The following is a 12314-nucleotide window of genomic DNA, read 5'->3' as shown; positions in this document are numbered from 1 at the left end:
ATGGAACGTATCGGACCGCCCCTGACCGGGGACGAGCGTGAGACGCTGCGGGCATTCCTCGACTACCACCGGGCCACGCTGGCCTGGAAGTGCGAGGGCCTCACCGACGAGGAGTTGCGGCGGCCGTCGATGCCGCCGTCCGGACTGTCCCTGCTGGGCTTGGTCCGGCACATGGGCGAGGTCGAGCGGCACTGGTTCCGCCGCACCCTGAACGGTGAGGAGCTCCCCCACCTCTGGTCCGACAACCACGACTTCCAGGCCGCATACGACGCCTCCGGGTCCACGCGCGAGGAGGCGTTCACCGCTTGGGAGGCGGAGGTCGCGCACGCGCGCCGCATCGAGGCGGCCGCCGAGTCGCTCGACGTGACGGCGTACGTGACCAGTTGGAAGGAGGAGGCCTCGCTGCGCCTCGTCATGCTGCACCTGATCCACGAGTACGCCCGTCACAACGGCCACGCCGACTTCCTGCGCGAGGCCATCGACGGGGTCACGGGCGCCTGACGTCAGGCGGCCCGCCAGTAGCCCAGGCCGTTCACGCGCTGCTTCGGCAGGGCCAGGTCCTTGCGCAGGTAAGTCGTCAGCGTCCGGGTCGTCGCCGTGTCGCAGGCCAGCCAGACGTATGCCGACGCCGGGTCCGTGACGAGCTCCGGGAGCTGCGCCTTGACCTGTTCGACCAGGGCGGGGCCCGAGCGGGCGACCGCCCTGATGTCGTGCCGGGCCGGGTCCAGCCGGAGCGGGAGGGCGGCGTCCGACGCGTGCTGGGTCTCCAGCCATACCGTCGCCGGGGTCTGCGGGTAGGCGTCCAGCAGGGAGTTGATCGCCGGGACCGAAGCCGGGTCGCCGATCACCAGCAGCCGCTCCGGCTCGGGCGCCGGAGCGGTGAAGCCGGTCCCTTGGACGGTGGCTTCGATGGTGTCGCCCGGCTTCGCGGCGCGGGCCCACCGGCTCGCGGTGCCGTCGTGGAGGGCGAACTCCAGGGTGAACGTTCCCTGCGCCGGGTCCGGGTCGACGAGGGTGTAGGCCCGGGTGTGCGGCTTGCCCGCGTTGTCGAACCACAGCCGCACCCACATCGTCGGGTGGAGCGATGCGCCGGCCGCGGCGAGCAGCCCGCCGTCCGTCACGTGCACGCGGCGGTAGTGCTCCGTGACGTTCTCGGCGCCCGTGACCGTGAACGTGAAGTCCTTCCCGCGCAGAAGCCGCAGGACCACGCCTTCCCATCCCTTGCCGACGCCCGCCATGTGCGACCACCCCTCCCCATGAACCCCTATAGTTAGGGCAGCCTAACCTAATTGCACTGGGGAAAGAGTGTGAGCCTTGTGACCAACGTCGACGCGGCCGACGCGGACGCTTTCGAGCTCTACCGGGACGACTGGGGCATCCCCCACCTGCGCGCCCCCGACGCCGACCACCTCGCCTACGCCCAGGGCCGCGCCACCGCCCTCGACCGCGCCTGGCAGCTGGAGGTCGAGCGCCACCGCGCCCAGGGTTCCAGCGCCGCCTTCCTCGGCCCGGACTCCGTCGCCTGGGACCGGTTCGCCCGCCAGTCCCGCCTCGCCGACACCGCACGCCGCTGCCACGAGGCGCTCGACCCCGAAACCGCCGCCTGGGTCCGGGCGTACGTGGACGGCGTCAACGACGGGCTGGCCCGGGGCGCCGCCCGCGACGAACGGTTCGCGCGCACCGGCCACACCCCGACCCCCTGGGAGCCTTGGGTTCCGCTCGGCATCTGGATCGCCACCCACATCCTCTTCGCCGGGTTCGCCACGAAGCTGTGGCGCGAGCGCGTGGCCCGCGCCCTCGGCGACGAGGCCGTCACCCTGTTCGCCACCGACGGCCCCGCAACCGCCGGCAGCAACGGCTGGCTGGTCCCGGGCGACCGGACCGACACCGGCTCGGCGATCATCGCGGGCGACCCGCACCGGTTCATCGAAGACCCGGGCGTCTACCAGCAGATCCGACTCTCCTGCCCCGAGTACGACGTGCTCGGCCTGGCCGTCCCCGGCATCCCGGGCCTCGGCCACTTCGGGCACACCGGCACCGCTGCCTGGGCGATCACCAACGCCATGGCCGACTACCAGGACCTGTACGCCGAGCAGCTGCGCCCCGCCGGCCGGGGCGACGACGTCGAGGCCCTGGGCCCCGACGGCGTCTGGGAGCCCGTCCACCGGCACACCGAGACCATCGCCGTCGCCGGCGCCGACCCGGTCGAGGTGGAGGTGGTGGAGACCGCCCGCGGCCCGGTGATCACCCACGGCGGCACCGCGGACCAGACCCTCTCGCTCCGCTATCCGCCCCGCGTCCGCCACGACCTCGGCTTCGCCGTACTGCCCGCCCTGCTGCGCGCCCGCACCGTCGCGGACATCGACCGCGCCCTCGACGGTTGGGCCGAGCCCGTCAACGTCGTCCACGCCGCCGACTCCGAGGGCGGCCTGCTGCACCGCGTGGCGGGCGCGGTCCCGCTGCGCCACCGGGCCAACCGGCTGCGCCCCGTACCCGCTTGGGATCCGCAGTACGCCTGGCAGGGCTGGGCCGAGACCCCCGCCGAGCCCGTGCAGGGCTTCGCCGTCATGGCCAATGCGCGCGGCATCGCCTCGCCGCTCGGCGTGGAGTTCGCGCCCCCGCACCGCGCCGACCGCATCCGCGAGTTGCTCTCCGGATCGGCGCACTGGTCCCCGAAGGCGATGGCGGACGTGCACCGGGACACGTACCTGGCCTCGGCCGCGCCGCTGTTGGCCCTGCTGCCCGGGCTCGACGGCCTGTCCCCCGCGGCGCAGGCGCTGCGGACCCGGCTGCTCGCCTGGGACCGGCACATGGCCGCGGAGAGCACCGACGCGACCGTCTTCTCGGCGTTCCGGGCCGGGGTCGTGCGCCGTTTCGCCGCCGATCCCGCCCTCGCGGGCCTGGCCGGGGCGCCGTCCGGCCCCGAGGTGTTCCATCCCTGGCTGTACCTGGTCCCCCGCGTCGGCTACGCCCTGGAGGGCCTGCTGGCCACCGCCCTGCTGCCCGCCCTCGACCGGGCGGCCCACGTACGCGCCGCCCTGGAGGAGACCGCCGCGGCGGACGCCCCCGACACCCCGTGGTCGCAGGTGCACCGCCTCGCGCCCTGGTCGGCGCTCCCCGACCCGGACGCGCAGTGGCCCGGCCTCGGCGGCGACCACGACTGCGTGAACGCCACCTCCACCGTGCCCGGTTTCACCGATCTCACCGCCCGCGCGTCAGCGGCCCGCTACGTGTGGGACCTCGCCCGCCGCGAGGACAGCCTCTGGGCGGTCCCGCTCGGTGCGGACGGCGTGAGCGGATCGCCCCACCACCGCGACCAGCTCCCGTTCTGGGCGCGGTGCGAACTCGTCCCGGTCGTCACCGACTGGGCCCTCCTCACGAAGGAACGCGTATGACCGGCAACAGCGCCTCCACCCGGCAGCCCGTGTACTCCCAGCGCGTCGAGGGCGTCGGCACGGTCACCCTCACCCCCGTCGACCCGGCCGCCGACGCCGCACTGATCCACTCCTGGGTCACCGAGGAGCGGGCCCGCTTCTGGGGCATGGGCGAGGCCAGCGTCGAACTCGTCCAGCAGATCTACGAGGACGTCGACCGCCGCACCACCCACCACGCGTTCCTGGCGCGCCGCGACGGTGAGCCGGTCGCGCTGTTCCAGTCGTACGACTGCGCCGAGGACCGGGTCAGCGAGTGCTACGAGGTGCAGCCCGGCGACACCGGCGTGCACCTCCTGGTCGGCCCGACGCGGGGTGCGGCCGAACGCGGCTTCAGCGCGGGCCTGATCGGGGCCTTCCTCTCCTACGTCGTCTCGCAGGAGAGCACCCGCCGGGTGGTCGCGGAGCCCGACGCCCGCAACGAGAAGGCCATCACCCGTCTGGTGCGCAGCGGCTTCGTGCTCGGCCCGGAGGTCGAGCTCCCGGAGATCGACCTGCCCGAGGTCCACCTGCCGGCGAAGAAGGCCCGCCTCGCCTTCTTCCGCCCCGGGGCAAACTGACCGTTCCGATTGACCGTGTGATTCCGGCCACGCCAAACTGATGCCCACTCAAAGCATCGGCGCTGGGGGGAAATTGACCAGCCAGAATCTGCACATCGGGCCGGATGCGGCAGCAGACCGGTACCGGCTGCTCCGGTCGATCGGGCGCGGCGGGGAGGCCGTTCTCTATCTCGCGGAGATCGAGCTCGCGGGTGGCGGCGAACCGGTGGTCGTCAAGGTGCTCGACTCCAAGACGACCATGACGCCCGACGAGTTCGACCGGATCAGCCGCAAGTGGAACGAGCAGGCCGAGCTCCTGCGCTTCGTGCACCGCCCGGGCGTCGTCGGCGTCCGGGAGCACTTCGAGGGGCCGCCGATCCACCGGTCGGGGGAGTCCGGGACGCTGACCGGGCGGGCCCTCGTCCTCGTGATGAACCACGTCGACGGGCTCGACCTGCGCGACTGGCGCGCCGAACGGAACCTCGCCACCGCCGCCGAGCGGCGCGAGGTGATGCGGACGCTGGAGCAGCTGGCCGACGTCCTGGACTGGCTGCACTCCGGGAAGGCCACCCCGTCCGGGCGTCAGGTGATCCACGGTGACCTGTCACCAGGCAACGTGATGGTGGACGGTCACGGTCAGGCCACCCTGGTGGACTTCGGGCTCAGCAAGCTGACCGCCGACCACCAGACGGCCGAGGTGTGGTTCACCCCGGGGTACGCGGCTCCCGAGGTCTTCGACGGCAAGCGCACCCCGGCGGCCGACCGCTACGCCTTCGGGGCCATCGCGTACTTCCTGCTGAGCGGCGAATCGCCGCCCAACTCCCCGGAACAGCTGGCCCGGGCGATGGCGGCGCTGCCGCAGATCGCGGTACTGGACGCCGAGCGGCGCGAGCGGATCACCGCCGTCTACGCGGGCGATCCGGTGCAGCGGCCCGTCAGCCTGGCCGGCTGGATGAAGGACGTACGGCACGCCGTCGTGTCCACGACCTCCTCGACCTCGCAGCGGGTGGTACAGGACGCGGTCCCGGCGCCGGTACCGCAGCAGCCCGTGGTGCCGCCGCAGCCCGCGGGCCCGCCGCCGTTCCACACCCCGGTCCCCACGCCCGTCCACTCCCCGCCCCCGCCGGCCCAGGACGCCCAGCCGCAGCCGCAGCCGCAGCCCCAGTTGCAGCCCCAGCCGGAGCACGTGCCCGCCGGGTACGGGCCGACGTACCCGCTGCACGAGTCCCCGCCCCCGGGGCCCGCCGCGTCGAAGAAGCGGCGGGCCGGGCTCGTCCTGGGTTCGGTGGCCACCGTCCTGGTCATCGCGGCGCTCGCCGTGCTCGGCGTACGGCTGCTGGACAAGGACAAGGGCGACGACCAGGCCTCGGGCGGCAAGGCCGGCAGCTCCGCCTCCGACTCGGCCTCACCGGAGGAGGAGTCCCCGACGCCCACTCCCTCACCGAGCGAGAGCGAGAGCGGGAGCGGGAGCGGGAGTTCGGACGCCGGGGCGACTCCCGACCCCACCGCCAGCGGTACCCAGCCGGGCCGCGTCGCGGCGGACATCAAGGCCGCCGACCTGACCCAACTGACGCCCATCGCGGGGCTGGGCAACTTCACCGTCGGAGCCGCGAAGATCAACACCAAGCAGTACGGGGCGGCGTTCATCGCGAACCCCGACTGCAACGACGAGGCGATCACCGAGTTCGACCTCAACCGCGAATGGAAGCACCTGGAGTTCACCGCCGGGATCGACGACGGCTCCACGCACGAGAAGGGACGCGTCAGCATCTCCCTCGACGGGAAGCCCGCGGCCTTCTCCGAGCTCGTCGAACTCGGCAAGCCGGCCACGAAGTCGGTGGACGTGACCGACGCCCTGCGGCTGCGCGTCAAGGTGGACATGGGCTGCGACAACGGCACCGTCGTCATCGCCGCCCCGCAGCTCACCCGCTGAGCCGAGCGGGGCGGGACGCGCGGCGGCCCCGCACCGGATGCCGGTGCGGGGCCGCCCGTGTACGCAGGGTGCTGCTACTCGGAGACGCCCAGGCGCTCCAGGATGAGCTCCTTGACCCGGGCCGCGTCGGCCTGGCCGCGGGTGGTCTTCATGACCGCGCCGACCAGTGCGCCCACGGCTGCGATCTTGCCGCCGCGGATCTTGTCCGCGATGGCCGCGTTGCCCGCGATGGCCTCGTCCACGGCCGCGCCGAGCGCGCCCTCGTCCGAGACGACCTTCAGGCCGCGCTTCTCGACGACCTCGTCCGGGGTGCCCTCGCCGCCGAGGACGCCCTCCAGGACCTGGCGGGCCAGCTTGTCGTTCAGCTCGCCGGCCGCGACCAGGGCCGCGACGCGTGCGACCTGAGCCGGGGTGATCGGCAGCTCGTCGACGACGACACCCTGCTCGTTGGCGTTGCGGGCCAGCTCGCCCATCCACCACTTGCGCGCGGCGGTCGAGTCGGCACCCGCCTCGATCGTGGCGACGATGGAGTCCACCGCGCCCGCGTTGAGGATCGACTGCATGTCGTGCTCGCTGACGCCCCACTCCTCGCGGAGCCGGTTGCGGCGCACGCGCGGCATCTCGGGCAGGCCGCCGCGCAGTTCCTCGACCCAGTCGCGGGCCGGGGCGACGGGGACCAGGTCGGGCTCCGGGAAGTACCGGTAGTCCTCGGCGTTGTCCTTGATGCGGCCGGCGGTGGTGGAGCCGTCCTCCTCGTGGAAGTGCCGGGTCTCCTGCACGATCGTGCCGCCGGACGACAGCACGGCCGCGTGGCGCTGGATCTCGAAGCGGGCCGCGCGCTCGACGGAGCGCAGCGAGTTGACGTTCTTCGTCTCGCTGCGGGTGCCGAACTCGGACTCGGGGGTCGGGCGCAGCGACAGGTTCACGTCGCAGCGCATCTGGCCCTTGTCCATGCGGGCCTCGGAGACGCCGAGGGCCTTGATGACCTCGCGCAGCTCGGCGACGTACGCCTTGGCGACCTCGGGTGCCCGCTCGCCCGCGCCCTCGATCGGCTTGGTGACGATCTCGATGAGCGGGATGCCGGCGCGGTTGTAGTCGAGCAGGGAGTGGGACGCGCCGTGGATACGGCCGGTGGCGCCGCCGACGTGCAGCGACTTGCCGGTGTCCTCCTCCATGTGGGCGCGCTCGATCTCCACGCGGAAGATCTCGCCGTCCTCCAGCTGCACGTCGAGGAAGCCGTTGAAGGCGATCGGCTCGTCGTACTGGGAGGTCTGGAAGTTCTTCGGCATGTCCGGATAGAAGTAGTTCTTCCGGGCGAAGCGGCACCACTCGGCGATCTCGCAGTTGAGCGCGAGGCCGATCTTGATGGCGGACTCGATGCCGATCGCGTTGACGACGGGCAGCGAGCCGGGCAGACCGAGGCAGGTGGGGCAGGTCTGCGAGTTGGGCTCGGCGCCCAGCTCGGTCGAGCAGCCGCAGAACATCTTGGTCTTGGTGCCGAGCTCGACATGGACCTCAAGGCCCATGACGGGGTCGAACGAGGCGAGAGCGTCCTCGTACGACAGCAGTTCGGTGAAGGTGGTCACGGTGAAACTTTCCCTCTCAGCCCAGCAGGACGTCGTCGTCGCCCAGGCGCTTCAGCTCGCGGTACAGGATCGCGAGGCCGGTGACGATGGCGGCGGCGGACACGACGGCGTCGACGAGCTTCAGCGTGTCGTGCTCGGTGCGGGCCTTCTTGACCTGCTTGATCACGCCTAGGGCACCGAAGGCGGTGGTGCCCATCGACAGGTACGTGCCGGTCTTGGACTTCTTGAAGCCCTTGGCCTTGGACAGTGCACTGGTGCTCACAGGGACGGTGCCTCCTCAAGCAGCGGGTGACCCCAGCGTGCGACGAAGGCGGCCTCTACGGCGGCGCCGACCATGTACAGCCGGTCGTCCTTCATCGCGGGGGCGATGATCTGGAGGCCGACCGGCAGGCCGTCCTCCGGCGCCAGGCCGCAGGGCAGCGACATGGCGGAGTTGCCTGCCAGGTTGGTCGGGATGGTGCACAGGTCCGCGAGGTACATGGCGAGCGGGTCGTCGGTGCGCTCACCGATGGCGAAGGCGGTGGTCGGGGTCGTCGGGGAGACGATCACGTCGACCTGCTCGAAGGACTTCTCGAAGTCCTTGGTGATGAGCGTGCGGACCTTCTGGGCGGAGCCGTAGTACGCGTCGTAGTAGCCGGAGCTCAGCGCGTACGTGCCGAGGATGATGCGGCGCTTGACCTCGTCGCCGAAGCCGGCTTCGCGGGTCAGGGCGGTGACGTCCTCGGCGGACTTCGTGCCGTCGTCGCCGACGCGCAGGCCGTAGCGCATGGCATCGAAGCGGGCCAGGTTCGAGGAGCACTCGGACGGCGCGATCAGGTAGTACGCGGCCATCGCGAGGTCGAAGGAGGGGCAGTCCAGCTCGACGATCTCGGCGCCCAGCTCCTTGAGGAGCTCGACCGACTCGTTGAAGCGCTGGACGACACCGGCCTGGTAGCCCTCACCGGCGAACTGCTTGACGACACCGATGCGCATGCCGGCGACGGAGCCGTTGCGGGCCGCCTCGACGACCGGCGGGACCGGGGCGTCGATGGAGGTGGAGTCCAGCGGGTCGTGGCCGGCGATGACCTCGTGGAGGAGCGCCGCGTCCAGGACCGTACGGGCGCAGGGTCCGCCCTGGTCGAGGGAGGAGGAGAAGGCGACCATGCCGTAGCGGGAGACACCGCCGTACGTGGGCTTCACGCCGACGGTGCCGGTGACGGCGGCGGGCTGGCGGATCGAACCGCCGGTGTCCGTGCCGATCGCGAGGGGCGCCTGGAAGGCGGCCAGCGCGGCCGCGGAGCCGCCGCCGGAGCCGCCGGGGATGCGGGTGAGGTCCCAGGGGTTGCCGGTGGGCCCGTACGCGCTGTTCTCGGTGGAGGACCCCATGGCGAACTCGTCCATGTTGGTCTTGCCGAGGATGACGACGTCGGCTTCCTTGAGCTTGCGCGTCAGGGTGGCGTCGTACGGCGGGATCCAGCCTTCGAGGATCTTCGAACCGACGGTGGTCGGGACCCCGACGGTGGTGAAGATGTCCTTGAGGGCGAGCGGGACGCCGGCCAGCGGGCCCAGCTCCTCGCCGCGCTCGCGCTTGGCGTCGACGGCGCGCGCCTGGGCGAGGGCGCCCTCGCGGTCGACGTGCAGGAAGGCGTGCACCTTCTCGTCGGTCGCGTCGATGCGGGCCAGGTGGGCCTCGGTGACCTCGACGGCCGTGAGCTCGCCGGAGGCGATCTTCTCGGCGGTCTGTGCGGCCGTGAGCTTGATGATCTGGTCAGTCATGGTTGTTAGTCCTCCCCCAGGATCTGCGGCACCTTGAAACGCTGCTGCTCCTGGGCGGGAGCGCCGGAAAGCGCCTGCTCGGGGGTGAGCGACGGTCGGACCTCGTCCGCGCGCATGACGTTCGTCAGCGGCAGCGGGTGGGAGGTCGGCGGGACGTCTTGGTCGGCGACCTCGGAAACGCGGGCGACCGCGCCGATGATGTCGTCGAGCTGTCCGGCGAAGTGGTCGAGCTCTTCGCTCTTCAGTTCCAGACGTGCCAGCCGAGCGAGGTGGGCGACCTCCTCGCGCGTGATGCCAGGCATGCAGCGATCCTCTGGGGGTGGTGAGTGTGTAGTTTCGTGCCCAATCCTATGGGGCGGGGCCCCGGACCCACGAAACCGTTTCCCCCGGGGCGCTCACGGGACCGCTGCGCGGGCCCTCTCCCCGCCCCGCCCCTTCTCCGTTTCCCGGGGCAGGCCCCGGACCCCGGACGGCCGGCCCGGACCCGGACCCGGGACGGAAGGCCCTGACCCGGGACGGAAGGCCCCGACCACCGCCGGCGGGGTCCGGCACGTCCGGGCCCGGCGGCGCCGGGTCGCCGGACCGGCGGCGGCCGGGTCGCCGCACCGGCGGCGCCGGGGTCGCCGGACCGGCGATCGGCTTACTGGGCCGGGGTCTCCGCCGGGGCCGGGGAGGCCGCCAGTTCCGCCGTGATGTCCGCCGGGCGGCGCCAGCCGCGTTCGCCGCGGGCCAGCAACCAGGCCGTGGCCTCCTGCGGGGGCATGGCGGCCGCGACGAGCCAGCCCTGGACGGCGTCGCAGCCCAGGTCGCGCAAGCGCTCCCAGGTCTCGTCGTCCTCCACGCCCTCGGCGACGACGAGCAGCCCCAGCGAGTGCGCCAGGTCGACGGTGCAGCGGACGATCTCCGCGTCCTGCGCGTCCACCGCGAGCCGCGCCACGAACGAGCGGTCGATCTTCAGCTCGCTGACCGGCAGTCGCCGCAGGTGCACCAGCGAGGAGTAGCCCGTGCCGAAGTCGTCGAGCGACATCTTCACGCCGTGACCGGTCAGGCCCGCCATGGTGTCGGCGGCCCGCTGCGGGTCCTCCAGCAGGACGTGTTCCGTTATCTCCAGCTGGAGACCGCTGGCCGGCACCCCGTGCCGGGCCAGCCGGGCCGCGACGGCGCCCGCGAAGCCGGGCGTGTGGACGTCGCGCGGCGACACGTTGACGGCCACCGGGACCTTCAGGCCCTGCGCCCGCCAGCGCGCCACCTGGGCGAGGGCCGTCTCCAGCACGTACTCGGTGAGGTGGGGCATCAGGCCCGACGTCTCGGCGATCGCGATGAACTCGTCCGGCGACACCCGGCCGCGCTCCGGGTGGACCCAGCGCACCAGGGCTTCGAGCCCTGCCACCTGGCCGTCGAAGCGGACCTTGGGCTGGTAGTGGAGCTCCACTTCGCCGGCGTCGAGGGCCCGGCGCAGATCGCCGAGCAGGCCGAGCCGGTCGGGAGTGTTGCTGTCCCGCTTGGACTCGTAGACCTCCACGCCGGTGCGGTCGCGCTTGGCCTGGTACATGGCGACGTCGGCGCGGCGCAGCAGCCCCTCCGCGTCCAGCGCGTGGTCGGGGAAGACGGCGAGGCCGGCGCTGGCCTCCAGGACGAGGGTGAGGCCGTCCAGGTCGAGGGGTGAGCTGAGCTCTGCGACGAGGTGGCGGGCGACCCGCTGGGCGCTGGTGGTGGAGTCCGCGACGGGCAGGAGCACGGCGAACTCGTCGCCGCCGAGTCGGGCGGCTTCGGCGTCCTCGGGCAGGGCCTGGCGGAGCCGGTCGGCGATCTGGAGCAGCAGCCGGTCGCCGGCGAGGTGGCCCAGCGTGTCGTTGACCGCACGGAACCGGTCCAGGTCGATCAACACAAGAGCTGACCGGGTGCCCAACCGTTCAGCCTCGTCCAGGGCGGACCAGGCCCGCTCCAGCAGCCACTGGCGGTTCGGCAGCCCCGTAAGCGGATCGCGCAGCTGCTCCTCGGCGCGCGCCCGGGCGATCCACAGGGTGGAGTCCAGGGCGATCAGCGGTACGGCGAACAGCGGCAGCAGCACCGGCTGCGTCACGGCGACCACGCAGATCAGCGGGGCGATGCCGAGCAGGGCGACGGCTACTAACGCCTGTCGGAGCAGTGCCGTGCGGGCGACGGTGGGCAGTGCCCCGCCGCGCGGGGTCAGCGCGAGCCACAGCAGCACCTTGGTGACCAGCAGGTAGGCGAGGGCCACCAGGACGATCTCGGGGGCCGCCTCCAGCCCCCAGGTGGTGGGCCGCCACGGGGTCTCCACGGTCGGCGCCTCGCCGAACGCGGCGAGTACGAGGGCTCCCGCGCCGATGCCGAGGATGTCGGTGGCGCCGTGCAGCAGTCCCTGGCGCCAGCGGTGCCGGCGCGCGGCCCCGACGAGGGACACCACCGCGAGCGAGACGAGTCCCGCGGGCACCCACCCGTACAGGACGAGCACGCCGAGGGTGAGGGCTGCGCCCGATCCGGTGCCGCCCCACCAGCGGTCGCGGCCCAGCGCGACCAGGTGGCCGACGATGATGCCGGTCAGGAGGGCGAGCGCCCAGCCGACCGGGCCGCCGGGGAACAGGGCGTGACGGTCACTCAGCGCGGAGACGATGCCGGCCGCGAGGACCACGGCGGACACGCCCACGATGACGACGGGCAGCACGGTGCGCTGCGCCGCTCGTCCCGATCCCGTGCCGCCGTCGAGCGGGTGGGTGTCCGGCGTCCTGGATCCCAGGACTCCGAGCCGGCCCGTCCGCATGGACGGGATCTCCCCGCCGACATCAGGTGACGGGTCGGCGCTTTCGGTGGGTTTCATGCCCGTCCCTCTCACAGCCGGCAATGCCGATGCCACGCGATGGCCCCGATGTCATGCCATCACGGCTGGGAGCGCATCACGCAGCCGTGCACGACAGGCGCCCCCCTCAACAGTAGGACGCGAGAGGCTCCCAGGGGCAGCGGTCGGCGGCGGTTGCCCGAATGCGACCCAGCCATCCTCATCAGTACGGTATCCGCCGAACGGGTGAGTTTGGACCAGGACCCCCGGGTC

General features: G+C 72.5%; 10 protein-coding genes. 4 read left to right on the top strand and 6 right to left on the bottom strand.

Annotated features, from left to right (window positions below):
- Entirely contained in the window at nt 1-501 is a 501-nt protein-coding gene (locus OG974_RS28995; protein WP_327278704.1) for a DinB family protein, read from the top strand.
- Nucleotides 502-503: 2 nt separating this feature from the next.
- Here OG974_RS28995 and OG974_RS28990 read toward each other — a convergent pair whose 3' ends face one another.
- On the bottom strand, nt 504-1238 hold the full coding sequence (locus OG974_RS28990; RefSeq protein WP_327278703.1) for a siderophore-interacting protein: 735 nt from the start codon (nt 1236-1238) through the stop codon (nt 504-506).
- Nucleotides 1239-1307: 69 nt separating this feature from the next.
- Between OG974_RS28990 and OG974_RS28985 the strand changes: the two genes are divergently transcribed.
- The 3 genes from OG974_RS28985 to OG974_RS28975 all read left to right on the top strand — a co-directional run bounded on the left by OG974_RS28985 (nt 1308) and on the right by OG974_RS28975 (nt 5903).
- A complete protein-coding gene (locus OG974_RS28985; protein WP_371644913.1) occupies nt 1308-3395 on the top strand; it encodes a penicillin acylase family protein in 2088 nt (695 codons plus the stop codon).
- Nucleotides 3392-3991, top strand: a complete 600-nt coding sequence (locus OG974_RS28980) for a GNAT family N-acetyltransferase (RefSeq protein ID WP_371644912.1) — start codon at nt 3392-3394, stop codon at nt 3989-3991. The genes OG974_RS28985 and OG974_RS28980 overlap by 4 nt, the downstream gene beginning before the upstream one ends.
- Nucleotides 3992-4064: 73 nt before the next feature.
- Complete coding sequence (locus OG974_RS28975; protein WP_371644910.1) at nt 4065-5903, top strand: protein kinase; 1839 nt, start codon at nt 4065-4067, stop codon at nt 5901-5903.
- Between the two features lie 74 nt (nt 5904-5977).
- Here the strand turns inward: OG974_RS28975 and gatB are convergent, their stop codons facing one another.
- The 5 genes from gatB to OG974_RS28950 all read right to left on the bottom strand — a co-directional run bounded on the left by gatB (nt 5978) and on the right by OG974_RS28950 (nt 12083).
- Nucleotides 5978-7489, bottom strand: a complete 1512-nt coding sequence (gatB, locus tag OG974_RS28970) for an Asp-tRNA(Asn)/Glu-tRNA(Gln) amidotransferase subunit GatB (RefSeq protein WP_328763779.1) — start codon at nt 7487-7489, stop codon at nt 5978-5980.
- Between the two features lie 16 nt (nt 7490-7505).
- Nucleotides 7506-7685 carry a hypothetical protein gene (locus OG974_RS28965; protein WP_229345000.1) on the bottom strand — a complete coding sequence of 60 codons (180 nt, stop codon included), beginning with the start codon at nt 7683-7685 and terminating at the stop codon, nt 7506-7508.
- 62 nt (nt 7686-7747) lie between these two features.
- Nucleotides 7748-9244 carry an Asp-tRNA(Asn)/Glu-tRNA(Gln) amidotransferase subunit GatA gene (gene gatA, locus OG974_RS28960; RefSeq protein WP_371644907.1) on the bottom strand — a complete coding sequence of 499 codons (1497 nt, stop codon included), beginning with the start codon at nt 9242-9244 and terminating at the stop codon, nt 7748-7750.
- A gap of 5 nt (nt 9245-9249) precedes the next feature.
- Nucleotides 9250-9546 (bottom strand): Asp-tRNA(Asn)/Glu-tRNA(Gln) amidotransferase subunit GatC, encoded by a 297-nt coding sequence (gene gatC / locus OG974_RS28955; RefSeq protein ID WP_007266718.1) that lies wholly within the window; start codon nt 9544-9546, stop codon nt 9250-9252.
- 338 nt (nt 9547-9884) lie between these two features.
- A complete protein-coding gene (locus OG974_RS28950; RefSeq protein ID WP_371644905.1) occupies nt 9885-12083 on the bottom strand; it encodes a putative bifunctional diguanylate cyclase/phosphodiesterase in 2199 nt (732 codons plus the stop codon).
- Nucleotides 12084-12314: the final 231 nt, after the last annotated feature.

Origin of the sequence: Streptomyces sp. NBC_00597 (assembly GCF_041431095.1) — a bacterium.
Taxonomy (GTDB): domain Bacteria; phylum Actinomycetota; class Actinomycetes; order Streptomycetales; family Streptomycetaceae; genus Streptomyces.
Note: the sequence above shows the minus strand (reverse complement) of the source record. Positions and strands in the feature narration are given on the sequence as shown.